The sequence below is a fragment of the Ochrobactrum sp. EDr1-4 genome (genome assembly GCF_049199085.1).
Lineage (GTDB): Bacteria > Pseudomonadota > Alphaproteobacteria > Rhizobiales > Rhizobiaceae > Brucella.
Genome location: NZ_JBLZOF010000004.1, coordinates 246,177 through 272,980 on the forward strand (window position 1 = coordinate 246,177; position 26,804 = coordinate 272,980).

A 26,804-nucleotide genomic window follows, 5' to 3' on the forward strand; every position below is an offset into this window, starting at 1 on the left:
CTTCATATCGTAGAGATGCTCTATAACCATACCGAGGCAAATCAATACCAAGCCTGATAAGCACAAGCTAATCCCGCAAGACAGGAGAACAAGCCTGTCAGTGCCTGTAGTTGCAATACCGAAAACAGCAATCGTCAATCCGGGGATTAATGCGAGTATGCCAATAATTTTTATGAAAAGGCCCATTTAATCCCATGCTCTCCCGCAAATTAGCATCTGTGGTTTAGTTGCCCACTGCCAAAGCGGCCAGTTCGTTAATTCTCCGGTCAAGAAGCGTCTGATCTAAATCACGACGGCGCTCGTACTCCCTAACCTCCTCAGCGTGCTCATCAGCGTTAGGATGTGGAAAGCGGTTAATAAGATCAAGTTGATATTTGTGGTGGTCCATACGTGCTTTGAGTGCTTCGATACGGCTCTCAAGAAATTCGTGAGTTTTTGACATAACGCCACTCCCCTAATTGCCACAAGCTGGCAGAGGGGTGACGGGTGGTCAAGCATAACCTTAAATGAAAGTTTACTCCACCCCCCTGGTCCATATGGCCCGCCGATTGATTACGTTTGATCGTGGTACTGAGTTTACAGAATGGGATAGGGTCGCAAATCTGGTTCTGTGATCCGCAGTCACCCTGGCAGAAAGGCACTGTTGAGAACACCAACAGAAGCACAAGACGCTGGCTTCCCCTAGACCTTGATCACCTCACCGTCAGTGAACGAGACCTCGCCTTTGTCTGTCATCGCCTCAACAATATGCCACGCAAATATCTGGGGTACAAAACGCCTACAGAAGTCTTTCGGCAAAAACTCATCGCAAACAGACATCGTTTCGCGTAAACTCAAACGACAAAAGTCGCGCTTCAGCATGACCTCACATCCACATTTTTCCGAATACTTCCTGCTAGGGGGCAATTGTAGCCGGGGCTACCAGGGCATATGAAGTGACCGCTTTTCTGATACTCAACTCAGAAGTGTTCAGTAGCCATTCAAAGATACTGATGGCGTTATAAGCGGAAAATTCGCTATTCGAAGCGTATGAAAGTCACGCCAATCGCCTAATTCGCGCAAGCCATTCAAGTGAAAAAGTAATAAAAATACCTACGCCCCTCTTTGGCCTAAGATAGAGCGATGCTTAAAACCTAAAAAATAATTGTTCAGCTTTCGTTTTTCATGCGCAAATATGTACAAAAGCCTGATCGCATTCCGCGTCACGTCCTGCATTGAGAGCTATCAGTGTCGCCTATAAGGGTTAACCCGAATACCGGCGCCCCCTCATCCATCATATCATCAGTCCGTTAAGCAAATTGGGAGGATTTGCTGGAGGAGCGATATGTGCGAACTAATGCCCTAAACTTGCATCGGTTCCTCTGACCTACCGCCTAGCGTCCTTTCGAACTGGCTCACTGCTTCACCGCTTAGGGAATGCAGCGCGCATATCTGCGCGCCAGCATGATTTCCTCATGGTGTCTGATGCAGCGACGTGAGGAAGATAAGAAAGGACCCAATATGTCCAAGAAGAAATGTGCGATCATCGGTTCCGGCAATATTGGCACGGACTTGATGATCAAGGTCATGCGCACATCGAAGAATATCGAGATGGGCGCAATGGTCGGGATCGATCCAAATTCGGATGGTCTGGCGCGTGCTGCACGCTTTGGCGTATCCATAACCCATGAGGGTATCGATGGCCTGATCCGCATGCCGGAATATCGTGATATCGATATCGTGTTCGATGCAACATCCGCCAAAGCCCATCTTCACAATAATGGGTTGTTGCAGAAGGACGGCAAAAAGGTCATCGATCTAACGCCAGCTGCCATCGGCCCCTTCACCATTCCCGCAATCAATGGCGACGCTAATATCGACGAGCCAAATGTCAACATGGTTACATGTGGCGGCCAAGCGACGATCCCAATGGTCTATGCCGTCAAGCGTGCAACCGACCGCGTGGTCTATGGTGAAATCGTCGCTTCGATCTCATCGCGTTCGGCTGGTCCAGGAACCCGCGCCAATATTGATGAATTCACGGAGACCACATCGAAGGCGATCCGCACATTGGGCGGCGCTGAACGCGGTAAAGCGCTGATTGTTCTCAATCCAGCCGAACCGCCGCTGATCATGCGCGATACGGTGTTTGTTCTGTCGCAGGGCGGCAGCCGCGAAGCCATTGAGGCCTCGATTGCCGAAATGGTCAAGACAGTTCAGGCCTATGTGCCGGGCTATCGTCTGAAGCAGAAAGTGCAGTTCGAAGTCATCGGCGATAATGCACCGGTTCGCGTGCCGGGTATCGGGCTCGTATCGGGTCTCAAAACGACGATCCTGCTCGAGGTGGAAGGGGCTGCACATTATCTGCCTGCCTACGCCGGCAATCTCGACATCATGACATCCGCTGCATTGATCACCGCTGATCAATGGGCAGCAAAAGCGCTTGCCAAGGAGGCTGCATAATGGCCCGCTCCAATCCCGATAAGCTCTATGTTCAGGATGTCACGCTGCGCGACGGCATGCATTCGATCCGGCATCAATACACGCTGAAGGACGTCGTTTCCATTGCGCGGGCGCTTGACGCTGCCAAAGTGGATGCGATTGAAATCACCCATGGTGACGGCCTTGCCGGTTCGACTTTTAACTATGGTTTCGGTCTGCACGATGATGTGGAATGGATCGGCGCAGTTGCCGATGCTTGTAATCATGCACGTGTGACAGTGCTACTCATTCCGGGCATTGGTACGGTCCATGACCTGAAAGAAGCCTATGATGCAGGGGCGCGCTCGGTGCGAGTTGCCACTCATTGCACTGAAGCCGACGTGTCGCGCCAGCATATTGAGGCTGCGCGTGAACTAGGCATGGACACCATCGGCTTCCTGATGATGTCGCACATGGCTGAGCCCGAAAAACTTGTAGAACAGGCGAAGCTGATGGAAAGCTATGGCGCGGAATGCGTCTATGTCACGGACTCGGCAGGCGCGCTACTACCCGAGCAGTATACTCTTCGCGTCGAGGCGTTGCGCGATGCATTGCGCCCAGAGACCGAAATCGGCGTTCACACCCACCACAATCTGACGCTTGGTGTAGCCAATGCGGTGGCTGGTATCGAGGCGGGAGCTGTTCGCGTCGATGCATCGCTTGCAGGCATGGGTGCAGGTGCAGGCAACGCACCACTTGAAGGTCTGATCGCTGTTCTCAACCGCAAGGGCATCGATACGGGCTGTGATCTCTATGGCCTAATGGATGCCGCCGACGACTTGGTGCGTCCATTGCAGGATCGTCCGGTGCGTGTGGATCGTGAAAGCCTCTCGCTTGGTTATGCAGGCGTTTATTCGAGCTTTCTGCGTCATGCGGAAAATGCTTCGAAACTCTATGGCGTCGATACGCGCGAAATCCTCATTGAACTCGGCAATCGTCGCATGGTCGGAGGTCAGGAAGACATGATCATCGACGTCGCGCTCGATATTCTCAAGACCAAGACTGCGTAAAAGCCAACGCAGCTCATCAATCAAACAATCAGACATCATGCACCTTTTCCGGTGCACGATGCACTATAGGAGGAAATGCTATGACCGTCTTGGAGGGCGCGGCTTCTGCACGCGTAGAGAAAGACACCTTGATTACCGATCGCGACCGCCGTCGCGCACTAATTGGCAGCGCTGTTGGCAGCACCATCGAATGGTATGATTACTTCCTTTATGGAACCATGTCTGCCATCGTATTCGGAAAGTTATTCTTCCCGTCCAGCGATCCGGTCACCAGCCAGCTTCTGGCGCTCGCATCTTTTGCACTGGCTTTCTTGATCCGTCCCATCGGCGGCATCGTTTTCAGTCATATCGGCGACCGCATCGGCCGCAAGAAAACGCTTGTCATCACCCTTTCCATGATGGGAATCTCAACAGTATTGATTGGCCTCGTGCCGACATACGCCACGATTGGTATATGGGCACCGATTATCCTCACCCTGCTGCGTCTTTTACAGGGCCTTGCTCTTGGTGGAGAATGGGGCGGCGGTCTGCTTTTAGCGGTTGAATATTCGCCACGTAAAAAGCGCGGGTTCTATGGTGCTGTGCCGCAAACCGGAGCACTGTTCGGTCTGGCGCTTGGGAACTTGGTGACATCTGGCCTCTCTTTAGGCTTTTCAGAAGAAGCGTTCCTTTCCTATGGCTGGCGCATTCCGTTCGTCCTATCCATTGTGCTGGTTGCTGTCGGTATGTGGATCCGTAATGCCGTTGACGAAACTCCATCGTTCAAACGCGTGGCTGCCACCAATACTGCAAAGAAAGTACCTCTGCTCGAAACGCTAACCAAGCACTGGCGCGCGGTTCTGATTGTGATTGGTGCGAAGTTTATCGAAACCTCAACATTCTTCCTGTTTGCAACCTTCACAGTTTCATATCTCGTAGGATTGGGTTTTGAGCGCGTTCATGCACTCAACTCAGTGTTGATCGCTGCGTTGATCGCGGTTCCGGTCATGCTCTACTTCGGCAGCCTGTCCGACCGTATCGGCCGCAAAAAAGTGTTCATGCTCGGCACAGTCGCGATGATCATTTACACTGTGCCCTACTTCTGGCTGCTTAATCATGGTTCCTGGATCGTGGCCACGCTTGCAGTCGTGATCGGGTTTGCCATTATCTGGTCGACCTATGGATCAGTGCTCGGAACGTTCTTCGCCGAAAGCTTTCCCGCCGACGTCCGCTATACGGGTGTTTCACTCGGCTATCAGGTAGGTGCAGCAATCGTCGGGGGTCCACTCCCGCTAATCGCAACGGCACTGCTCGCCAAATATAATGGGAGTTATCTTCCAATTGCTGTGTTTATCGCAGCCTGTGGTATCATCTCATTGATTGCGGTGGCGTGCACAACGGATAAAAGCGGTCAGCAGCTCGACGACTGATCTAATACCCCAAAAAAGAAGTCGGCATAAGCCGGCTTCTTTTTTGGGTTTTCGCGAAAAGATAGATTTTGGCTAACCAGTTCCGCCACATTCATCACCTGCATCTTTTCCATCACGCGGCTACGATGTACTTCAACCGTCTTAATGCTGATATCCATTAGATCGGCGATCTGCTTGTTTAGCTTCCCCGTCACAATGTATTCCAGCACTTCCTTCTCACGCTGAGTTAAGCTTTCGTAGCGACGAGAAAAATCCTCTGCTTGTTTGCGCAACTGCGCAGTTTCGCGCGCCTTATTGAGACAGAACTCGATCCTCTCCAGGACATATTGATCGTCGAGTGGTTTCTCGATGAAATCCACAACCCCGTCGCGAAAGGCCGTGACGGCCATCGGTACGTCGCCATGACCTGTAACGATGATAGTCGGCAGATCGATTCCAGCCGCCTGCAAACGACGATACAGTTCGAGACCGGTTATGCCAGACATACGAACGTCGGCGATTACACAGCCGGACATATGTGGTGACGCGACATCCAAAAATGCTTCTGCCGAGCCGAAAGGATGAACGGCATATTGGCTCGATTCCAGCAACCAGACGAGTGAATCTCGAAATGCGTCGTCATCATCGATGACATAGACTACTTCACTCATGCGGTATTTTCCTTACAAACGCCGCCTACAGGCAGCGTGAACCGAAAGGTCATACCGCGCGTTGCCCCGCCGACAGTACTTGGGTCTGCCCAAAGCCTACCCCGGTGAAACTCCATAATAGAGCGACAGATATTGAGCCCAACACCCATTCCTTCGGCTTTGGTTGTATAGAAAGGATCAAATATCTTGCCCAGTTCATCTTCCTCAATGCCTTGTCCAAAGTCATGCACGGCTGTCTCCACATACTGACCGTCATCACTCATTCTAGCTGAAACGACGATATCACGCCTTGGTGAAGGAACTGCCATAGTAGACTCGATAGCATTTCGCAGCAGGTTGAATACAACTTGCTCGACCATCACACGGTCAGCAAGGACAGCGGGTAAGTCTTTCGCAATTTCAACTTTAATCTTGAAGCCGCGTCTTCGGGACTCAATATCGACAATGGAAGCGGTTTCCATCACAATCTCCCTTAACATTTGCGGCTCCAAAACAGGTTCACTGCGGCGCAAAAAATTACGTATGCGCGACACTATCCCAGAAGCACGGTTTGCCTGACGCGACGCTTTCTTCATTGCATCTAACAGCGCAACGTTGTCACTATTACCAGCCTCGAGCCTACGCACTGATCCCATGCAATAATTGCTAACAGCCGCTAGCGGCTGGTTCAGCTCGTGGGCTAGGCTGACGGCCATCTCACCCATCGAAATCAGCCTTGCCGTCTTTTCAAGACGCAGAGCGCTGTCACGCTCGAAAGCAAGTGCGGCTTCACGCTCCGCCTGGGCTTTAAGCTCCTGTTCGCGCATCTTCTCTTCCAGGATTTCAAACTCCTGACCCGTTTTCTTGAATATTTCCACCGCGCGTGCAATGCGACCAATTTCATCGTGGCGATCCTGATCCACGACGGTCAAACTATAGTTGCGCCGGGTCAGCTGCCCTATCACCGCTGTCAATCGTCCAAGCGGTCGCGTGATACTGCGCGACAGCAGGATCAAAAGAGAGGTTGTAACGAATGCAATCGTTACGAGAATGCCGCCTGCACGTAATAGGACGGTTTTCGTTTCATTGTCTACATCGTCCAGATAGAGGCCAGTCGCAATAAACCAGTTCCACGGCTCGAATGGCATAACATAAGCCATCTTTTCACCGCTCTCATTCGTATTGGGCTTCGTAAATTCATAACGCACCACGCCGCCACCGGCCTTGGCGGTATCGATCTGCATTTGCACGTAAAGCCGACCTTCAGAATCGACCAATTTGGATGCGTCAGTACCCTCCAAATCAGGACGAATAGGCAAAAGTACAGAATTTCCTTCGAAATCATCTATGAAGAAATACTCATCATTGGCATAACGTAGCTTGCGCAGAGTTTCTACGGCATTGTGTTTGGCCATAGCCTCATTGATCTCACCGCGTTGGAAGCGATCATGCTCTTCCTCAATAATCTTGCGTCCAATTTCCGTCAGATTGCGAACCATGGTGACACGGTCATCGATCATCTGGTTTCGCAGTGCATGCACCGTTACAGCAGCCATCACAAGCAAGCCGATAAGGCTCACAAGGCTCGATAAAAGAAGCTTAGAACTAATACCCAAAATAGCCTCCGATCAGCACTTCGGTGGCGAGTTAGATCACTTGGCGCAGAAGCTTGCCACTTAAAACACGCGGCCAGTAGAATGCGCTCACTGCTTTGCCCCTAAAACTGGACCTTTTTTGATTAGAGTTTTCAGCACTATTTTCTAACTACCCCAAAATCACCATTATAATATTCAAATGGCTCTCCGAACATCTCTCTGCGCCTAGCGCCAGTCTTAAAGATGACTTCAAGTCAATCATCGATGATTTTTTCCCTCGCTATCTCCAAGTATTAGACAAATACAAAGACGCCATTGATGAGGTTCGCATCGAAGGGCATACATCAACAGAATGGGCACCAAACACGCCACGGTTGGAGGCCTATTTCAAGAACATGGACCTATCGCAACAGCGAACGCGAAGCGTTCTTGAATATGCGTTAAAACAGCCGGAAGTTAAGTCCTATCAGGAATGGGCGATACGCCATGTGACGGCAAATGGGCTTTCATCAAGTCGTGCACTTACTCAATCTAACGGCAATGAAAATTCTGATGCGTCTCGACGCGTAGAGTTCCGGGTACTTACAAATGCCAAAGAACAGATCGTCAAGGTCGTGGAAGAACTTCAATGAAGCTCGCGATCGACTTTTCCGTATTTGATGTCCTTTTAAACCGAATGGGCGCAACGCGATCAAGATGGAAATTAGGGGCTTCAGCGCTATCTCAACGAGAAACCCGTATCGCCGAGCTATTTGTTGGCAAAGAAATACCTATTGAAGACGTTCAACATCTTGGCGGTTTGCTTCCCTATGAGGGTGAGCAAGTGTTGCTCTATATTAAGGACACACGTTCAACACGTGAAACCCTTCTGGAAGAACCTGAAAGGACAAAAAGATTTCATATTGCTGAGTGTAAAACACTATCAGATATGAGGTTGAAAGGCAGATTTCAGCGTTACCACGTCACAAAGCGGTTCGACGGAAAGTTCAATTGTACCTGGTTTGACGACGATAATAATACATCCGGGGAAGTCGATGCTGCATTGAAGGTTTGTAAGAATTGTCTTCAGCAAGTCGGATGGCAGGATTATGAAATAAAGTCACCGGATCAAGGGATTTGGAAAAATTTCGACATTGCCGATTTTTTGAGAAGTTATGAAACCATTTTTTTCACGAAACCTGAGCGCGATGATTTTTCCCAAGTTGATAACCAGTATATTCGCGAATGGCCGCGTATTTCGCACAACTATCGAAGCTCTAAGAGATGGAGATGTGAAGAATGTAGCGTCGATCTTTCAGACAACAGACAGCTTCTCCACACGCATCATATCGACGGTAACTTAAGCAACAACCGACCCGATAATTTTAAAGCGCTATGCGTACTCTGCCATGAAAATCAACCTTTTCATCAACATATGCGCAAATCGTTGAGAGAACAGGTCGTTATTGAAGCTTTGCGAATTAAACATGCCTAAAAGTTTCTTCGTGCGAGCTACAGACAGCATTTCTGTGGCTCGCCTATCTATACACATTTACAAAGTTATTCTGTGACAGTGCGCTTAACTAAAAACAATACCGCCATCGACATTGAGACTTTGCCCGGTAACAAAAGCTGCATCGTCAGATGCAAGAAATGCCACTGGGCCAACAACGTCTTCTGGATCGCCAATGCGGCGCATTGCAGTCTTCTCTTGCCATGCTTCACGCACAGCCACATCATCCAGATTAACGCGGCCCATATCGGTCAGAATAATTCCGGGACAAATGCAATTGGCCGTAATTCCGAAGGTTCCAACTTCTTGTGCGAGTACGCGCGTAAAGCCCATGACTGCGGCTTTGGATGCAGAATAATGCGCCTGTTCCGGTGCGCCATGCTTGCCACCAATGGAGGCGATATTCACGATGCGACCATAGTGCTGCTTCTTCATGTGTGGCAGTACGGCCTGAATGACAAGAAATGTGCCCTTGGCATTAATATCCAGCACACTGTCCCAATGTTCTTCTTTCAAATGCTCAACATCGCTGGCGATCAAAATACCTGCATTGTTCACAATTGCGTCGATCCGGCCAAAGGCTTCAATGGTTTTAGTGACCATTGCTTCAACATCAGTTTTGTTGCTGACATCAGCATAAACAGCAAGCGCGCGCTGGCCCAAGGCTCCGATTTCGCCTGCAACCTCGTCCAATGCGTCTTTCTGGCGTTCGATGTCATTGATAGCTACGTCATAGCCGCGCTTTGCCATGCCAATAGCAATGGCTCGTCCAATCCCGCGACTGGCGCCCGTGACGAGCGCTATTTTTGTCTGTTCGGTCATTTTGTCCTCCAAATTATAGCGCGGTGTAGCCACCATCTACGACAAGCACAGTACCGGTTATGAAGCTCGCCGCATCGGATGCGAGGAACAGAACAGCATTGGCGATCTCGCGCGGTTCACCTAGCCGTCCTTGCGGCGTCATGGCGAGCCAATGCGAGAACCATTCCTCATTGCTGCGCCCAGCAAGTGTGAGTTCCGTAGCGGTATAACCGGGAGCAACCGAATTAACCCGCACGCCCTGCTTGGCCCATTCAACAGCCAATGACTTGGTGATAAGATTTACACCTGCTTTGGCCGCGTTGTAGGCAACTTGTGGCTGCGGATAGACGGTAACCTCTCCGCATATTGATGAGATATTGACGATAGCGCCGCGACCAGCGGCAGACATGCGCTTTCCAAACGCCTGCGCGCAAAAGAAAACACCATTTAAATTAACGTCAATCACTGCACGCCAGTCGGCTTCGGTCGTTTCCGAAGCAGGTGCATTTTTCACGATACCGGCATTGTTTACGAGTATATCCGGCACGCCATATTCACTCACAATAGCTTCTGCCGCGCGTTCAACCGCATCCCTGTTTGTCACATCAAGAACATGAAGACTTGCTGACGAAGCTCTGACTGCATTGAGTTCTGCAACAGCCGCAGCACCGGCCAACTCATCCCTATCCGTTATGATGACGTTAGCCCCTGCCTCTACAAAAAGTTCAGCAACAGCACGTCCAATACCTTTCGCCCCGCCAGTAATGACAGCACGTTTACCGGTCAGTTGAAAATCATTCATCATCTTATCCTCAGGTTCCACGAACGGAGTTTAAAGCTGGATAAAGTGCACGATATTGTTGATAGATCTCATTATAGATCGCGGCTTCGCGTGGTCGCGGTTCGATGCGCGCGCCGGGCTTGACCATCGCAGCTATTCCGTCGTCTATGCTGGAGAAATAGCCCGCACCATGGGCCGCCAGAACTGCGGCACCGACAGAAGGCGCATCGCGTGACTGTGGAACACACACAGGCAAGCCCGCGGTATCCGCATGAATTTGCAGCCATAGCGGTGAAGCACTGGCACCGCCGCCAACCGTGATTTCCTGTCCGCGATAACCAGCATCTGCCATGGCATCGAGAATAGCTCGCGTACCGAAACTAATGCCTTCCATGATTGCCCGGAAAACATGGTGCGGCTCATGCGCCAGCGTCAGGCCCACGATGGCACCACGCGACCGCGCATCAGTGTAAGGCGTGCGATTGCCCTGAAAATGATCCTGAACCAGAAGCCCGTCAGCTCCCGGTTCAAGCGCTGCTGCTTTGCGGTTCAACTCTTCCATATCCATGGTGCCATTCATCATACGGCCAAGCCATGCAATGATTGATCCGGTTGATGTCTGACCACCCTCGATAATGTAGCGTCCCGGATAAAGAATATCGGGGTAGCTCCCCCAAATACCCGGCGCATGGAGTGGTTGGTCTGACACGCCAAATTGCAAATGCGATGAGCCGGTTATCAGAGCGAGTTGGCCGGGCATCGCGACGCCAAGACCAATCATTCCGATCAGCGCGTCCGCGCCTCCCTGCACCAGTTTGACCTTCTGACTAAGACCAAGTTCAGCAGCGGCAGAGGCGCAAAGCGTAGAGATAACTTCGCCGGGGGCAACAACGCGGGATGGCCATTTCTGTGACAGGGCCTCAAGGCCGATCTTTTCTAACAGAGAGGTTGGGAAGCCACCACGATCAGTTGAATAATGCCAGCGCAGAGATGTATTGTTGAGACTTGCTGCCTTTTCGCCAGTGAGGCGCAAAGTCATAAAATCCTGATATTCGCAGATCGTTACGGCTTTCTCGAAAATCTCAGGTTCGTTGCGCGCAATCCAGAGTGCCTTGGGGATCATCCACTCTGCTGAAACCGGTCCCTGCCCACCACCATTTGCCAGAAGTGCTTCATCGCCCGTAGCAAGAACCGCCTCAGCCTCTGCACTCGCGCGAACATCCATCCATATGATCGACGGACGCAAGGGCTTACCGTCGGCGTCGAGAGCAACGACTGTACAGCTTGTCGTCGCAAGTGTGATCGCTTCAATTGCGGCCGGATCCACTCTTGATTCTGAAATCGCTTTACGTGCCGCCTGAACAAACGAAGCCCACCAGTCTTCCGGGTCTTGCTCAGCGCGCGCACCGCTTGCGAACTTCGTTTCATAAGGCACTGCAGCACTGGCAAGGCAAATGCCTGACAGATCATAAACCCGCGCGCGGATGCTTTCTGTGCCTCCATCGGCGGTCAGAAAATAAGCCATTCAACTCCTCCCAAAGCGATAGCGAAAACGCCTCCAGTTTTCGCAATGCTCTCAACTCAACTTAATCCGCGGAATGCTTCAAGTGCCTTACCCGCATACATCACAGCCGGACCACCACCCATTTCGACAGCAACTTCCAACGCTTCGAGCAGTTCTGCTTCCGTTGTGCCATGGCGGATTGCTGCATCGACATGATATAGAATGCAGTCCTCGCAGCCTTTAACGACGGCAATGCTGACTGCAATCAACTCACGTTGAGCAGAAGAGAAGCTTCCCGCAGCGGTGGCAGTTTTGCTAACTTTGGCAAAGCCAGACATAAGTTCTGGTGTTGCTTTAGCGAAAGCTCCAAGACGTAACTGGGCTTCTTTAAGTTTGGCTTTCATGTCAGTCATTAGCCCCTCCCGCGAAGCTCAAAAGCAGATCGAGAACATCCTTCGTCTGATCCCATTGCGGCATATGGCCGGACTGGGCGAGGAAATGCACACCAACTGTTGGCGGCAGCGACGTTACCTGCTGCCAGGGAATAATGCGGTCATGGAGACCGACCAGAACATGGACAGGGATTAAGCGCGTCAGTTTTTCCAACGGCGCGATAACGTCAGTGCGCTGCCCAGATGAGCCGACAATTGCATCAGCGAGCGCCTTGAGGCGGCCTTTGTTCATTGTGTTGGCAAAGTCCGCTGCAAGTTCCGGTGAAAGCTCCACTGGCTTTGCCGCAACGCGTCTTAGCAGATGCGTTACTTCGCCAGCGGTTGTGGCATGCGCCATGCCAGAGATGAAACTTGCATCAATTTCGGAACCAAGGCCGGCTGGCGCAATAAGCGTAAGCCCTGACACACGATCAGGATAGTTCGCGGCAAAAGCTGTCGCTGCAATTGCTCCCAGCGAATGCGCGACCACATGAACATCCTTCAAGGACAGTGCGTCTAGGAATGCGGGTAGAAAAGCGCTCAATTCAGCGACGTTGCCTGCTTCAATTGTTGTCAGGCCGTGCGCTGGAAGATCAGGAGCGATAACGCGGAAATTTGCGCGGCGCAGACCTGAAGTGATACCGCTCCATGTCGTCCGATCTCCCGAAAATCCATGCAAAAGCAGGAAGGTCGGAGCAGTCTTCGAACCCTGATCGCTATAGGCAACGCGACCATTTTCAAGCTCGACAAATTGAACGTCGCCGCTTTGCCGTGCGCCACCTAACGCTGCAAGCACGTCTTCTTTTTCAATACGACCCCTGCGACCCGTACCTGAAACGAGATTAATGTCGATGCCTTTATCACGCGCAATTCGACGTGCGAGAGGCGTCGCACGCACCCGTTGGCCGTGGCTCGCTTGCCTTGGCGTTGGGGTTTTGCGAGCGGCTGGCATTACAGAGGCTGACACTGTTTCAGCGAGCGGTGCATTCGGCTTCGCAGCGACAGAACCCGCAAGCACTTCAATCCGCGCAATTGCATCGCCAACCGTCACCATGTCACCTTCGTGACGCAGGATTTCGATTAGCTTGCCACTCACAAGCGCAGGAAATTCAGCGACTGTTTTATCCGTTTCAATTTCGAGAATAGCTTCGCCACGCTCGAAACTATCACCCACGGCCTTCAACCAGCGGACGATGCGACCTTCTTCCATTGTCTCGCCAAGGCGTGGCATATCGAGCTCTGTCACGACAACCCCTTCAGGTGAACCGACTGCGTTAGCGGGGGCCTGCGCAGTCGGCTCTTCCGGAGAGGATGCGCTTTCGCCACCCTCATCCGTCCAGTCAGGACCATCGCCGATATCAATGCGCGCTAAGGCAGCACCAACCTCCACATGATCCCCAATAGATCCAATCCACTCATGAAGCGTGCCATCACCGAGTGCAGGAAATTCCGCTACGGTCTTATCTGTTTCAATCTCAATTATGGAATCGCCGCGCTTGAAACTGTCACCGGGGTTCACAAGGAAGCCGACAATTTTGCCTTCTTCCATTGTTTCGCCGAGACGTGGCATTTTGAGAATACGCTCAGTCATGACAGCATTCTCTCTGCGATCGAACGGATCAAGTCCGCCGTTGGCACGCTGCCCGCTTCGAGATCCTGCGAAACCGAGATCGGAATATCTTCACCCGCAACGCGCACGACAGGCTGTTCGAGATAGTCGAAACATTCTTCCGTAATACGTGCTGAAAGTTCTGCCGCAACACCGGCTGTCATAACACCTTCGGAGACAACCATGGCTTTGCCGACACGCTCCACGTGTTCGCGAATGGTGTCAAAATCGAGTGGGTTAAGCGTGCGAAGGTCGATGACTGTCGCTTCAATACCCTTAGCAGCGAGCTTTTCAGCCGCATCCATCGCATAGTGCACCTGACGCGAATAGGTCACGATGACCAGATCTTTGCCTGTGCGACGCACCGCCGCCTTGCCCCATTCGAGCGGCTCAGCATCCAGATCGACTTCTTCTTTGCGGGTATAAAGCGCCTTGTGCTCAATAAAGACCACTGGATCAAGTTTGGTCAGGCTCTGTCGCAGCAGATGATAGGCGTCCTGCACAGTGGCAGGCATGACGAGCCGCAGACCGGGCGTGTGCATGATCCATGCTTCCAGGCTCTGCGAATGCTGCGCACCAGCCGAACGTCCGGTGCCGCCCTGGGTACGCAGAACCATTGGCACACCGATCTGGCCGCCAAACATATAACGGATTTTGGCCGCCTGATTGGCAAGCTGATCCATCGTCATGCCGAGAAAGTCGATATACATCAGTTCAGCAACCGGGCGAAGGCCAGTCATAGCTGCACCAACAGCAGCACCGATAATTGCAGGCTCAGAAATCGGCGTATCGATCAGCCGATCAGCACCATATTTACCGATCAGGTCTTTCGTAACACCATAAGCACCACCATAACGGCCAACTTCTTCGCCAATCACGACGATGGTGTTGTCTTCGGCCATGGCATCATCCAGCGCTTTACGCAGCGCATCGCGGTAAGTCATGGCAACCATTATGCTTCATCCCTGGAAAGTACACGATCAATACGGGTGCGGACTGGCTCGGGTTCTGGTTCGCCAACCGCATAAACATCTCTGAACATGGAAGTGAGTGGCGGTGCTTTGGATTCCACAGTGAAATCAATGGTCGCATCCATTTCAGCAGTGATACCGCTATCCATCGTATCCAGCTCTGCTTCTTGTGCCAGACCTTCCGAAATCAATCGATCACGCGTGAATTTAACCGGATCTTTTTTACGGCCTTCAGCTTCTTCTGCTTCTGCACGATAAGGGCTCTTATCCATGCGGGCATGACCAAAGAAACGATAGCAACTCACCGAAAGGAAGCCAGGTTTGCCAAGGCGCGCATCATCGATCAGACCCTGCGCAACGCTTTTGACTTCCTCCACATCAATGCCATCCACCACGGCACCGTTCAGACCAAATGCATGTGCGCGCTGGTCGAAGGCTGTATTGGCTGTCGCCTGATCGACACGCGTACCCATGCCATACTGATTATTGATGCAGACAAACACAACCGGAAGCCCCCAAAGTGCTGCCATATTCATGCTCTCATAGAGAATACCCTGCTGCATCGCACCATCACCAAAAAAGGCGAGTGAAACTGCGTTTTTCTTAAGGTACTTGCTGGAAAGGCCTGCACCAACCACAGCTGGAATACCGCCACCAACAATGGCATTCGCACCAAGATGCCCAAGCGCCATGTCAGCGATGTGCATGGAGCCACCTTTGCCGTGACAATAGCCGGTTTCCTTGCCACCAATTTCCGCCATCATCTGTTTAGGATCAGCGCCGCGTGCCAGAAAGATACCATGGCCGCGATGGTGGGTGGTAAACGTGTCCTGTGGCTGCATGGCAGCACAAACACCAGCAGCAGCGGCCTCTTCACCAATCGAAAGGTGAAGCATCGAACCTGCCGTCTGACCGCGCACGAACAACTCGCCGACGCGTTCTTCAAAGGTGCGGATACGCCGCATCGTCTGGTATAGTTCGAGAAGATTAGAGTTACTCGGATTTTGCACGTGCGCCTCCGACAGACTTGTCTGTTTCAAGTTTTTCATGATGTTTGATTCAATGCCTAACGCAGTTCTTCAAAGAAGCTTCAGTTTGGTGGTTCGCGAAACAACCGCGACCGCCACGAGAATGATAAGGCCCTTCACAATGCTCTGGATGTATGTGTCCATGCCAATGAGGTTGAGGCCGTTATTGATGACGCCGATGAAGAGAGCGCCGAAAAATGTCCCTGCAATTGTTGCAGTACCCGGACGAAACATGGTCATGCCGATAAACACTGTAGCAAGCCCATCCAGCAGATAACGTTCGCCTGCATTGGGCTGACCAGAGCCTAAACGTGCAGCAAGAAGTGCACCTGCGACGGCTGCAAAAATTGAGCAGACCACAAGAGCGGCAGCGCGATAGAAGCGACCATTAACGCCGGAAAGCTCCGCTGCTTTGAGGTTTCCACCCACTGCATAAATGTAACGGCCGAACACCGTGCGTTCCATCAAGAACCAGGCCACGAAAACGACAATCACCATGGCATAGGCAAGTACCGGTATGCCAAAGAGCTGACCTTGGCCAAGCCAGAGATAGTTTGCAGGAAGACCTCCATAAATAGCGCGTCCGCCTGTCATCAAAAAGTTGATGCCGTAAAGAATGGAGCCAACCGCGAGTGTGGCAATCAGCGACGGCACACCAACAAATGTAACCAAGACTGCATTGACCGAACCCACAACGAGGCCTGCTCCAAGCCCGGCGAGAAGAGCTACAGGCAAAGGAAATCCAGCAACCAGCATTAGTGGCACCAGAATGCCTGACATACCAACCATATAACCGACGGAAAGGTCCATTTCCCGCGCAGCAAAACCGAATGTCAGACCCGCACCAACAATGGTGAGCATTGAAATCTGCTGGATAATATTGAGAAGATTGTTTGCTGTCAGAAAGCGGTCAACGGTCAGCGAAAAACCTGCAAACAACAGGAAAAGCACAAACAGCGTGCTATATTTTAATAGCCATTCACCTTTAAGCTTTTTACCGAAACTTTGGGCATGACGGGATGATTGCGGCGAAACCGCTGAAGATCGGGCACTCATTGGGTAACTCCTGCCATTGCGGCAATAAATTTCGCTTCTGAGAATGCGCCACGCTCAATCTGTGGGCCGGGTTTGCCATTCACAAACGGGATGACACGGTCTGCCACGTCTGCGATTTCCAGAAGGTCGGAAGAAGTAACGAGAATGGCTATGCCTTTTTCAGCAAGCCTGCGCATTTGCGCATGAATTTCACGCTTGGCGCCAATATCGACGCCTTCAGTTGGCTCGATAAAAATCATCAGCCGGTAATGCTCATCCGCACCATAAAGCCACTTGCCAATCGAAACCTTTTGCTTGTTACCGCCGCTTAAGTCCTTCACGAACTGTCGATGCGAATGCGCCTTAACATTCATCAACTGCATTGTGCGGTCAGCTTCTAGCGCTTCGCGACGCATCGACAAAATGCCCGTGCTACCAAAGGTTGAATGCGTTGGATGCACCATTGCGAGGTTTTCGCGCACATCCCAATCACCGATTAGCGCATTCTCCATACGGTGATCAGGAACGAGCGCCACGCCTTTGTTCTGCATGGTTCGTGCATCGACTTTATTCACAACCTCGCCCTGAAAGAAAAGTTTTCCGCTTGTCACACCGCTTGCAGCATAAAGAGAGCGTGCAAAGCCAAAATGCCCTGCCCCTGTCAGACCGATAAGGCCCACAATCTCACCGGCGCGAATGACAAAATTATCAGCAACAACCCCACCTGCCTGCCAATCGCTGACTTCCAGCACAACGGGGCCAAGATCGCGACCATGTTGCGCTTCCTGCTCGACGGCTTCGCTACTTCCAGAGCGTTGAAGCATCAGGTCAATGAGTTGCGCTTCACTGGAGTCTTCAGCCTCGAGCGTTGCAATGTGTCTGCCATCGCGAAGAACAGTGATGCGGTCGCTCAGAGCTTTGATCTCTGAAAGAAAATGGCTGATCAGGACAATTCCAACTCCTTGTTGCGGCAAGGTTTTGATGATTTCCCAAAGGCTTTCTTTTTCGCGCGCAGGCAATGTGGCGGTCGGCTCATCAAGAATAAGCAACCGCACATTCCCACGCAAAGCACGAACAATTTCGATGATTTTTTGATCTGCCATCGGCAGCATATCAACCTGCTCATCAAGGTCGATGGACACTTGCGGAAACCAGCGCCTTAGAAGTGCGTCTGCACGGCTGACAACCTTTTTCTTGTCAATAACACCGAGGCCCATACGAGGCTCATCACCCAGCAAAATATTCTGCGCACCAGTCAGTCCGGGAACGAGACTGCCTTCTTGCGAGACATGCGCAATGCCCTTGCGCAGAGCATCACCAGCACTTGTTAGTCGCACCTCTGTGCCATCAATAATGATGTTGCCAGACGTCGGACTTTTGCTGCCACCAAGAATGCTGACGAGGGTTGTCTTCCCTGCACCATTTTCTCCGATCAGGCCATGCACCTCATCGAACCGGAATTCAGCACTGACTTGATCGAGCGCCAGTGTTCCGGGATATGACATGACGATCTGCGAAAGGCTTACAGCCATCGAAGAACTCCCGCGAATTGAATTTTCAGGTTAAAAAATGGCCGGAACTTGGAACGTCAGGTCCCGGCCAGTTGCAGGCACGGGTGCTTAGTTCTTTGGTAGGAAGTCCTTACAATTCTGCTTTGTGATAAGCGGCGCATTGAGATAGACGGTCTTCGATGGAATGACCGCCGCGGCATCTTCCTTCTTCACGACGATGCTCTCGATCCATTCACCGGTCTGTGCACCCATCTTTTCAAAAGGCTGGGAAACAGTCGCGATCAAAAGGCTTTCTGGCTTACAGACTTCCTCAATCGCCTGAGGATTACCGTCGATACCGATAACTTTCACGTTTTTCAGACCGGCTGCATTCAACGAATTGATGGCAGCCTGCGCTGGCTCATCCCAAGGTGCCCAAACAGCATTAATTTCTTCGCCAAAACGGGCAGCATAATCCTGCATTGAGCTAGACGTGTCTTCAAAAAACGCCGTGTAGTCGATATTATGTTCCGCAAGTACCTTCACTTCCGGGTATTCTTTCAACACTGTGGCCATCACATCGCCGCGCTTACGCGTGCCGTGATGCTCCGCCATGCGCAGGAAAATCAGATTGCCCTTTCCGCCCATTTCGTTGAGCAGATAAGGCGAGACACTGGCCGACATCGCCCAGTTATTGGTTGTCACATCGACGAGAACACCATCAACCTGTCCGCTATCAATGGCGAAAACTGGAATTTTTGCTGCGACCGCAGCGTCGATTGCAGCGCGCGATGCGCGCAGATCCGACATGCTAACAATAATCGCATCGACACCACGCGATGCCGCATCCTGAATATTGGACGCCGTGCGTTCGCCAGAGCCACCGCTATCAAGAACACTGACTTTCCAATCTTTGCCGGTTTCTTTCAGCCATGCATCAAAGCCAGCTTTGGCACGCTGTTCAGACTGCGCAGCAGCATTGGAATGCACCCAAGCAACGTTCGTCGCCGACGCGCTTGCTGTGCCCATCAGTAAGGCCAAAGCTGCAACAGCGACAGACTTCTTAAACAATCCCGATCCCATTTATTCCTCCCAGAAGCGACGTGGTTATATCCACTGTCCAGCTTCACATTGTTGAACTTGATACGTGACTAGCGAAACGCCGCGCCTTGTATCGTCCTGCAACTCCCCCTGAACTGTAGTCACGCAGCCATCCATCCCCGCTCCTCCGAAGAAAGATGTTGCGATACTGCTATGGCTTCAGCTCGGTATTCCAATTGACCTGAACACTCTTTCGCGCTCTTGTCGGTCGGAACGAATGGCATTAAGCGTCGTTAAATTACAAATGTCAAACAAAAATACATTTGTAATTTAACCGCACAATATTGGTTGAGGGGCGTATGAGTGAATCTGAAGACAGCCTTATGGTACGCGTGGCGTGGCTATATTACGTTGGTGGATTCAACCAGGAGGCGACTGCTTCCAAACTTGGATTAACCCGTGCTCGCGTAAATAAGATCTTGGGCGAAGCGCGCGAAAGCGGTCTTGTGAGCATATCCATCGACCACCAAAATGCGGGCACACTACCCGTTGAGAACGAGATCACACGTCGGTATAAACTGGATTTTTGTATTTCTACGCCGCCGTTTGGCTTTAGCGCAGACGATACTACGTCAGAAATCCGCAAACAGGTTTCATTTCGCGCAGTGGGCGTTGCCGCGGCGACTTACCTAAAGAATTTTCTCGCAGACAATCCAGAAGCCACCATCGGAACAGGCTGGGGGCGAACAATCGAACAAATGACCCTTCAACTTGCGGGTGTATCATCGCCGCAGGCGCGGTTCATATCTGTAATGGGTTCGTTGATAGCCAACTCCGCTTACAATCCGTTTGAAGTTGTAAACATGCTGGCACGTCGCACGGGTGGACAAGGCTTTTTCCTTCCCGTTCCTTTTATCGCTGATTCCGCCGAAGACAGAAAGGTTCTGATCTCCCAACGTTCCGTGGCGCGTGCAATGGAAATTGCTCGCACGGTATCGGTTTGTTTTATCAGTGCAGGTGAATTGACAGAAGATTCATTGCTGCGCCGCCAGAATATGTTGAGCAAATCAGAACTCGAAAGTCTGCACACAGCAGGCGCAATCGGCGACACAAATGGAATTTTCTTCAATAAAGATGGACACCAGGTCGATCACGAGATGAACGAACGCACAATCGCATTGGGATTTTCTGAATTGCAGAAGGTACAGGTTGTTCTTCTCATCGCGGGTCAAGAAAAGGCAGTAGCTGCCAAGGCACTGCTAAAAAGCGGCATAGTAAACGGCCTTATCATCGATGGTGACGCTGCCGAAGCATTGCTGAAATTATAACAAAAGCGCATATTGCAATTTCAGCTGCACGCATAATTAGTTGGGTTCTTCCATTATCCCTTTTAAAATTTGCTTCCAAAGATCGACCAATTTTCGACCAGTAGCGATTTCCGGGTCAAAGCTCTGATGAACCGCTATACCACGCAGGACTGACAAAATGAGATGCAGCTTTAGGGTATGTGTTTCATTGTCAGGCTCGAACCCCACTAATAGCGATATGCGCACATCACGTATATCGACCCATCGCTTCATTTCATCGCGTAGTCGCTGACCAAGCTCATTGTCTAAGCGAGCCGCGAGCATCAGTTCAATGGCAGCTATGTAACGCGTGTCCGAAAAAATCGTCAACCATAGAGCTTCTGTCAGTTCAGGCAGCGTATACTGGGTTTCATTCGGATCGGCTCCAAACGGATCAGCAACTTCCCAATCCTCATGAAGCTGTCGAAGAGCTGCTACGAGAAGATCATTGCGCGAAGGAAACTGATGCGTGAGTGCCCCGCGCGAAACCTTTGCTTTTTGAGCGATCATCGCGGTCGAAATTAGCCCATGCCCAACCTCAGCAAGTGCCTCAAGTGTAGCCTGGCAAACACGTGACCGCGTCGTAGACGAGCGTTCAGCTTGCGTTTTTCTACTTGATAGCGCCGAATTCTGAACCTTGCTCGGGTTTACGGGGCGATTCATATGGTGAGGTCTCTACAGGTGACGACAGTTAAATTAATGCCTCAATATTAAGCCAACTGCACTCAAAATCAACACGGCTAATGATCTACATTCGTATAAATATAAATTAAAACAGTGCTATAGGCGAGTTTTCAACATAAAAACAAGCCGACCTGTTTTTATGTAGACAAACCAAAATCCCCATGCAAGGATGTTGCTAATATACTTACTGTATACAAGCGTCGAAACGGGCGCATAATGGGGAATAAACAATGACGAGTTTTGTGTTTTTCGGCGGCCATGTCCTTGATGTCGATAAAGGTACCCTCAAAGCAGGACTAGAAGTGCTGGTCGAAGGCGACCGCATCGTTGCGGTGAGCGACCAACGCATTGATACTCCTGATGCTCAGAGAATTGACCTTGCTGGCCGCACATTGATGCCAGGCCTTGTGGATGCACACGTACACGTAGCTGCGACTCTGGTCGACCTCGCTGAAAATGCTGCTTTACCAACATCCCTTATCGCTCTACGCAGCGCCAAAATCATGCGCGATATGCTAATGCGCGGGTTTACAACTCTGCGCGATTTGGCAGGTGCTGATCTCGGCTTGAAGCTTGCTGTCGATGAGGGCACAGTTGAAGCCCCTCGTCTCGTTATCTGCGGCAAAGCATTGAGCCAGACAGTCGGCCATGGCGATTACCGTAAGCGTTACGACAATCGTCCATTACATGAAGCCCGATTGGGCAGTTTGGGGCGCATTGCCGATGGTGTGGATGAAGTGCGTCGCGCTGCACGCGAAGAAATCAAGAATGGTGCACAATTCATCAAAATCATGGCCAATGGCGGCGTCGCTTCACCCAATGATCCTATTCACGTACTGCAATACTCGCGCGAAGAAATTTGCGCCATCGTTGAAGAGGCCGAAAATTACGGTCTTTATGTTGCGGCACACACCTACTCAGATGCCTCTATTCGCCGTGCTGTCGAATGCGGTGTTAAGTCATTAGAACATTGTAATCTTATCACTCCTGAAACTGCACGACTTGCTGCCGAAGCCGGTGCAATCGCTTGCCCGACGCTCGTCGCCTATGAAGGATTGGCGATGGAAGGTGCAAGCTTTGGTTTAAGCGCAGACTCCCAATCCAAAATTGATACAGTACGCCGTGGCGGACTGGAGTCGCTGGCAATCATGCGTGACGCGGGCCTGCCAATGGCATTCGGGTCAGATTTGCTTGGGCAACTTCATAAATATCAGTCGATGGAATTTTCATTACGTGCAAGCGTTTTGACCAACCGCGAAGTTCTGCATTCAGCAACACGCGTTTCAGCGAAACTATGCGGCATGGAAGACGAAATCGGCATTATTATGCCGGGCGCCTATGCTGATCTTTTGATTGTGGATGGCAACCCACTAGAAGACATCACCACACTTGAAAGACATGATGAGTGCTTAACTGCCATCATGAAGGGCGGCGTCTTCCATAAAAACACCCTAGCGGAGTAGGTCGAATGGTCCGAGGCAATTCTCTTACAGAACGCCTAGGACGATTGGGAGCAGCGACAATGATAGCATTCAGCCTTGTGCTGATGCTTCTGCCCCTTGTGCTTGTGTTCTGGCTTTCTGTCATCTCGAACGAGATACTGTCATTGCCGGTTGAAGGCTACACGCTCCATTGGTTTTCGGAAGCGTTTCGTCAGCCCCAGTTTCTGAGCGGATTCTTGCTTTCAATCGCCGTTGCAAGCTTCGCGATGATTGCTGGCCTGCTGGTATCGGTTCCTGCGGCAATGGTGATTGTACGGCGAAGCTTTCGCGGTCGCAGCTCCTTGATCCAACTTTTGATGTCACCTCTCACGGTGCCAGCGATTGTTATAGGCGCAGCGCTCTATGTAACGGTTGTTGAAATCGAGATAGCATCTGGTGCGCCTATTGTCGGTTCAACTGGGGTTTTTGTTGCAGGGCATGTCTTGCTAACAATCCCATGGTGTATCCGCCTGCTTCTGGCTTCGCTTGAAGGTGTTAATATGTCAGTCGAAGAAGCTGCCGCTTCGCTCGGCGCCAAACCATCAACTGTTGTCTGGCTGGTGACATTACCGCTCATTAAACCGGGAATATTTGCTGCTGCTGTATTTTCGTTCGTTGTCAGCTTCGGCAATCTTGAAGTCTCGATTTTCCTCTCTGGTCCAGGACAGGTCACGCTTCCAGTTGCGATGATGCAATATCTGGAATGGAAGATTGATCCAACAATCGCCGCCGTTTCGGTACTGCAAGTGCTGTTCGTGGCGCTAATGCTGATGATTTCCAATCGCTTTGTAAATATTTCGAGGATGGTCTGATGGCTGACGTTCAAATTCAGGGACTGACCAAAACCTACGGTGCTTTCAAAGCAGTATCCGACATGACGCTTGATGTTCATGAGGGTGAGTTTCTCATTTTCTTAGGGCCATCCGGGTGCGGAAAAACCACAACATTGCGCATGTTGGCTGGCTTCATCGAACCTGATGCGGGAACTATGCGCCTTGGAAACAGAGACATTACATTTGAACCGCCGCATCGCCGCAATATTGGTCTGGTATTTCAGAACTATGCGCTTTTCCCGCATCTGAGCATTTTTGAGAATGTTGCCTTTGGTCTGCGCCGCAGGAAAGTGGCAGAACCAGAGCTGAAAAACCGCGTTAAACACGCTCTTGAACTCGTTGATCTTGCACACCTGATGGAGCGCCTGCCAAAGCAGCTATCCGGCGGGCAACAACAGCGTGTTGCCATTGCCCGCGCTATCGCAATTCGGCCCGATATGCTGCTTCTCGATGAGCCGCTATCTAATCTGGATGCACGTCTGCGCTTGCAAGTGCGTGACGAGCTTCGCAGCCTACAGAAATCACTTGGCATCACAACAATCATGGTCACGCACGATCAGGAAGAAGCCATGTCGGTTGGTGACAGATTGGTACTCATGCGCTCGGGATTGATTGAACAGATTGGCAATGCAGAGCAATTATATAAGCAACCTGCAAACCGCTTTGTTGCCGATTTTATTGGACGTGCAAATTTCCTATCCGGAAAAGCGGTCGAAAATGGGCGCTTTACGACTGAAGGCGGCGTTCATTTTCAGGCAGCACAAAGCTCCAAAACAGCATCTGAAGTGCTCATCCGGCCAGAAGCTCTGCGGTTGAGCAAAGCACCTCTGCCTTCAGCCCAAAACAATCAGACGGCTATTATCAAGAAACATGTGTTCTTAGGTGGCATGGTTGAGATTGATCTGATGCTGACCGACGGGCAGCATTTGACCGCAGTTGCATCGCCGCGTGAACTCAATGAGGCGGGCATCGATCTTACTCCTGAAAGTTCAATCTCAATGAGCATCGCGCCGGAGGACGTCGTGCTGCTTTAATCATTTATTCCTGAACGAGGCGACAGACCTCCGGGAATGCTTCATCAACGATCAAAAGGGGAACTAACATGACTAAAATAAGCAGACGCACTTTTGGAATCCTTTCCGGCAGCCTTTTCGCTTCAACAATGTTGCCTTCGTTCGCCAAAGCGTCAGGTCGAGCCGTTGTTGGTACCTGGGGTGGCGATTACCAAAACCTGCAACAAATCAACATCGCTGATGGCAATCTAAAGGGCAGCGGTATGCAGGTCATCTATGATCCTGCGACAGATACGGTGCGCAAAGCAAAGCTTCTGGCAGAGCGGCGTTTGCCACGCGGATCAATGGACATTGCATGCCTCACCCGTCAGGGAAGCTTTGAAATGTTCCAGAACGGAATTATCGAAGAGCTGGATGAAACCAAAGTTCCAAACCTTAGCAAGGTTCTGCCGTTCATTCGCACCAACTACTCCATCCCGCATATCTACACGGGTCGGGTTATTCTTTATAATCCAAAGCAGGTAAGCCCAGCGCCGACATCCTATGCTGATTTGTGGGATCCGCAATATGCTGGTCGCGTTGGCGTCATTGATCTTCAGTATCAGACGACAATTGAATCAGCTGCAATGGTTGCAGGTGGTAGTGCGTCGGATTACGAGCCTGGCAAGGCTAAACTCTTGGAGCTGAAAAAGCAGGGTGTGAAGATCTATCCTACCAATGAGGCTCTTGCGCAGGCATTGAAGTCCGGTGAAATCGTCATGTGCATCATGTGGAATGCACGCGGCTACATGTGGAAGAACGCAGGTATCGACATCGAAATTGCTATTCCAAAAGAAGGTATCGGACTCTACCTCTCCGACATGACAGTGCCAAAAAACGCACCGAACAAGCCAGCTGCATACGAGTATTTGAATGCCATGCTTGAACAAGCACCGCAAACAGCTTTTGCCGAGCAGATGGGCTATGCACCAACCAATGCTGAGGTGGCATTACCTGCCGAACTCGCATCAGCAGTTGATTACACTGCGGCGCAGCGTGAAAAATTCGTGCTGCCTGATCTTGAATATGTCGCGAAGGCAGATGCTGACCTGCAAAACTGGTGGAACAAAGAGTTCAAAGCCTGATTATCGCAACGACCTGTCTGGCTAAGCCAGACAGGTTCAGCTCCAGCTTTCTCGGTATAGCCATGCAAAAAACATCAATTTCCGCCGCCGCACTTCTCATGCCTGCGACAGGGCTGGTCCTTGTATTCATGGCCTTGCCGCTGCTTTATTTGCTCCGTTACAGCTTTAATGATTTCGTGCCCGGCGAATTTATGGTGCAAGGCTTTACACTAGCAAACTTTGCAACATTCTTTACCGACACATACTATCTAAAAGGCATGGGTACGACCTTGCTCATGGCAGGTTCAGTTACAGCAGTCTGCATCATACTCAGCCTGCCGCTTGCGAACTGGATTTCGCGACAAAGCGGCAGTCTTAAAACAATACTTCTTATGGCAATCATCCTGCCACTGTTCATTTCGAACGCGGTTCGCGCTGCGGGCTGGATGGTCGCGTTTGGTCAGACGGGAGTGTTGAATTTTCTTCTTATGAAAATCGGCATCATTTCTACGCCGCTCACGATCATGCAAACACCAACAGCTGTCTTTATCGGCATAACGGCCGTCAATCTTCCTTATGTCGTCCTCACATTACAAAGTGTCTTTGAGGGACTGGATGAGAACATCGATTATGCCGCTGCAAGCCTCGGCGCATCGCCTTTTCAAAGCTTTATGCTCGTTCGTATGCCACAAATTATGCCGGGTCTTCTCGCGGCTTCAGTTTTGTCATTCATTTTGACAATGAATGCATACGCCACGCCAGTACTTCTTGGTGGCCCGTCGTTCCGAATGATGGCTCCAATGATCGTGACTGAGATACTGAACAAAGCAAACTGGCCACTCGGCGCTGCCCTTGCCTTCGTTCTGCTAACTGTCACGGTGACAATATCAATATTGGCCGGTATGTTCATTCGCCGACGCTACTAATAAACAAGCGGGAGCTAGGATGCTGAACCGTAGTTCCTGCACTTATTGTAATGTCGCTTTTGTTCGCCTTTGATAGTCATCTGCTATGGTGCAAGTTATACGCGTTGATGAAACAAATAAGGGGAAGAACCC

At 51.0% G+C, this 26,804-nt stretch carries 25 protein-coding genes and 1 pseudogene; 12 read left to right on the plus strand and 14 right to left on the minus strand.

What is annotated here, in order from left to right:
• Positions 1-223 precede the first annotated feature (223 nt).
• On the minus strand, positions 224-442 hold the full coding sequence (locus ACOZHT_RS16040; RefSeq protein WP_421565989.1) for a hypothetical protein: 219 nt from the start codon (positions 440-442) through the stop codon (positions 224-226).
• A 79-nt stretch (positions 443-521) separates the two neighbouring features.
• Here ACOZHT_RS16040 and ACOZHT_RS16045 point away from each other — a divergent pair.
• The 4 genes and pseudogenes from ACOZHT_RS16045 to ACOZHT_RS16060 form a co-directional block, all read left to right on the plus strand.
• Positions 522-831, plus strand: a pseudogene (locus ACOZHT_RS16045) (IS30 family transposase); the annotation flags it as partial.
• Positions 832-1,500: 669 nt separating this feature from the next.
• Complete coding sequence (locus ACOZHT_RS16050; RefSeq protein ID WP_421565990.1) at positions 1,501-2,442, plus strand: acetaldehyde dehydrogenase (acetylating); 942 nt, start codon at positions 1,501-1,503, stop codon at positions 2,440-2,442.
• The gene (dmpG, locus tag ACOZHT_RS16055; RefSeq protein ID WP_421565991.1) at positions 2,442-3,470 is read left to right on the plus strand and encodes a 4-hydroxy-2-oxovalerate aldolase; all 1,029 of its coding nucleotides are present in this window, start codon (positions 2,442-2,444) and stop codon (positions 3,468-3,470) included. The genes ACOZHT_RS16050 and dmpG overlap by 1 nt, the downstream gene beginning before the upstream one ends.
• 80 nt (positions 3,471-3,550) lie before the next feature.
• A complete protein-coding gene (locus ACOZHT_RS16060) occupies positions 3,551-4,879 on the plus strand; it encodes an MFS transporter (protein ID WP_421565992.1) in 1,329 nt (442 codons plus the stop codon).
• On the opposite strand, the gene ACOZHT_RS16065 is transcribed toward ACOZHT_RS16060, so the two are convergent.
• On the minus strand, positions 4,861-5,529 hold the full coding sequence (locus ACOZHT_RS16065) for a response regulator transcription factor (protein WP_421565993.1): 669 nt from the start codon (positions 5,527-5,529) through the stop codon (positions 4,861-4,863). The two genes, ACOZHT_RS16060 and ACOZHT_RS16065, sit on opposite strands and share 19 nt — an antisense overlap.
• On the minus strand, positions 5,526-7,064 hold the full coding sequence (locus ACOZHT_RS16070; RefSeq protein WP_421566018.1) for a cache domain-containing protein: 1,539 nt from the start codon (positions 7,062-7,064) through the stop codon (positions 5,526-5,528). The genes ACOZHT_RS16065 and ACOZHT_RS16070 overlap by 4 nt, the downstream gene beginning before the upstream one ends.
• A 299-nt stretch (positions 7,065-7,363) precedes the next feature.
• Here ACOZHT_RS16070 and ACOZHT_RS16075 point away from each other — a divergent pair, with 299 nt between their 5' ends.
• A complete protein-coding gene (locus ACOZHT_RS16075) occupies positions 7,364-7,735 on the plus strand; it encodes an OmpA family protein (RefSeq protein ID WP_421566019.1) in 372 nt (123 codons plus the stop codon).
• Positions 7,732-8,577: a hypothetical protein gene (locus ACOZHT_RS16080; protein ID WP_421565994.1), complete on the plus strand. Its 846-nt coding sequence runs from the start codon at positions 7,732-7,734 to the stop codon at positions 8,575-8,577. Before ACOZHT_RS16075 ends, ACOZHT_RS16080 begins: the two co-directional genes overlap by 4 nt.
• A gap of 84 nt (positions 8,578-8,661) precedes the next feature.
• Here the strand turns inward: ACOZHT_RS16080 and ACOZHT_RS16085 are convergent, their stop codons facing one another.
• From ACOZHT_RS16085 to ACOZHT_RS16130, 10 genes are all read right to left on the minus strand, one after another.
• The gene (locus ACOZHT_RS16085) at positions 8,662-9,417 is read right to left on the minus strand and encodes an SDR family NAD(P)-dependent oxidoreductase (protein WP_421565995.1); all 756 of its coding nucleotides are present in this window, start codon (positions 9,415-9,417) and stop codon (positions 8,662-8,664) included.
• 13 nt (positions 9,418-9,430) lie between these two features.
• Entirely contained in the window at positions 9,431-10,201 is a 771-nt protein-coding gene (locus tag ACOZHT_RS16090; protein WP_421565996.1) for an SDR family NAD(P)-dependent oxidoreductase, read from the minus strand.
• Between the two features lie 7 nt (positions 10,202-10,208).
• On the minus strand, positions 10,209-11,702 hold the full coding sequence (locus ACOZHT_RS16095; protein ID WP_421565997.1) for an FGGY-family carbohydrate kinase: 1,494 nt from the start codon (positions 11,700-11,702) through the stop codon (positions 10,209-10,211).
• Positions 11,703-11,758: 56 nt separating this feature from the next.
• Positions 11,759-12,094, minus strand: a complete 336-nt coding sequence (locus tag ACOZHT_RS16100) for a carboxymuconolactone decarboxylase family protein (protein ID WP_339512464.1) — start codon at positions 12,092-12,094, stop codon at positions 11,759-11,761.
• A complete protein-coding gene (locus tag ACOZHT_RS16105; protein ID WP_339512462.1) occupies positions 12,087-13,703 on the minus strand; it encodes an acetoin dehydrogenase dihydrolipoyllysine-residue acetyltransferase subunit in 1,617 nt (538 codons plus the stop codon). The genes ACOZHT_RS16100 and ACOZHT_RS16105 overlap by 8 nt, the downstream gene beginning before the upstream one ends.
• Positions 13,700-14,674: a pyruvate dehydrogenase complex E1 component subunit beta gene (locus ACOZHT_RS16110; protein WP_339512460.1), complete on the minus strand. Its 975-nt coding sequence runs from the start codon at positions 14,672-14,674 to the stop codon at positions 13,700-13,702. Before ACOZHT_RS16110 ends, ACOZHT_RS16105 begins: the two co-directional genes overlap by 4 nt.
• Entirely contained in the window at positions 14,674-15,702 is a 1,029-nt protein-coding gene (locus ACOZHT_RS16115) for a thiamine pyrophosphate-dependent dehydrogenase E1 component subunit alpha (protein WP_339512458.1), read from the minus strand. The genes ACOZHT_RS16110 and ACOZHT_RS16115 overlap by 1 nt, the downstream gene beginning before the upstream one ends.
• Before the next feature lie 69 nt (positions 15,703-15,771).
• The gene (locus ACOZHT_RS16120) at positions 15,772-16,776 is read right to left on the minus strand and encodes an ABC transporter permease (protein ID WP_313828355.1); all 1,005 of its coding nucleotides are present in this window, start codon (positions 16,774-16,776) and stop codon (positions 15,772-15,774) included.
• Positions 16,773-18,287 carry a sugar ABC transporter ATP-binding protein gene (locus tag ACOZHT_RS16125; protein ID WP_339512455.1) on the minus strand — a complete coding sequence of 505 codons (1,515 nt, stop codon included), beginning with the start codon at positions 18,285-18,287 and terminating at the stop codon, positions 16,773-16,775. Before ACOZHT_RS16125 ends, ACOZHT_RS16120 begins: the two co-directional genes overlap by 4 nt.
• Before the next feature lie 87 nt (positions 18,288-18,374).
• On the minus strand, positions 18,375-19,328 hold the full coding sequence (locus ACOZHT_RS16130; protein WP_421565998.1) for a sugar ABC transporter substrate-binding protein: 954 nt from the start codon (positions 19,326-19,328) through the stop codon (positions 18,375-18,377).
• 317 nt (positions 19,329-19,645) lie between these two features.
• Here ACOZHT_RS16130 and ACOZHT_RS16135 point away from each other — a divergent pair, with 317 nt between their 5' ends.
• Complete coding sequence (locus ACOZHT_RS16135; protein ID WP_339512451.1) at positions 19,646-20,614, plus strand: sugar-binding transcriptional regulator; 969 nt, start codon at positions 19,646-19,648, stop codon at positions 20,612-20,614.
• Positions 20,615-20,650: 36 nt separating this feature from the next.
• Here the strand turns inward: ACOZHT_RS16135 and ACOZHT_RS16140 are convergent, their stop codons facing one another.
• The gene (locus ACOZHT_RS16140) at positions 20,651-21,295 is read right to left on the minus strand and encodes a TetR/AcrR family transcriptional regulator (protein ID WP_339512449.1); all 645 of its coding nucleotides are present in this window, start codon (positions 21,293-21,295) and stop codon (positions 20,651-20,653) included.
• Between the two features lie 251 nt (positions 21,296-21,546).
• On the opposite strand from ACOZHT_RS16140, the gene ACOZHT_RS16145 reads away from it, so the two are divergent.
• The 5 genes from ACOZHT_RS16145 (at position 21,547) to ACOZHT_RS16165 (ending at position 26,672) form a co-directional block, all read left to right on the plus strand.
• Entirely contained in the window at positions 21,547-22,779 is a 1,233-nt protein-coding gene (locus tag ACOZHT_RS16145) for an amidohydrolase family protein (RefSeq protein WP_339512447.1), read from the plus strand.
• Positions 22,780-22,838: 59 nt separating this feature from the next.
• Positions 22,839-23,609, plus strand: coding sequence for an ABC transporter permease (locus tag ACOZHT_RS16150; protein ID WP_339512445.1), 771 nt, complete (start codon positions 22,839-22,841; stop codon positions 23,607-23,609).
• Positions 23,609-24,664: an ABC transporter ATP-binding protein gene (locus ACOZHT_RS16155; protein WP_421565999.1), complete on the plus strand. Its 1,056-nt coding sequence runs from the start codon at positions 23,609-23,611 to the stop codon at positions 24,662-24,664. The genes ACOZHT_RS16150 and ACOZHT_RS16155 overlap by 1 nt, the downstream gene beginning before the upstream one ends.
• A gap of 68 nt (positions 24,665-24,732) precedes the next feature.
• On the plus strand, positions 24,733-25,767 hold the full coding sequence (locus ACOZHT_RS16160; protein ID WP_339512441.1) for an ABC transporter substrate-binding protein: 1,035 nt from the start codon (positions 24,733-24,735) through the stop codon (positions 25,765-25,767).
• A gap of 62 nt (positions 25,768-25,829) precedes the next feature.
• Positions 25,830-26,672: an ABC transporter permease gene (locus ACOZHT_RS16165; RefSeq protein ID WP_339512439.1), complete on the plus strand. Its 843-nt coding sequence runs from the start codon at positions 25,830-25,832 to the stop codon at positions 26,670-26,672.
• Positions 26,673-26,804 lie beyond the last annotated feature (132 nt).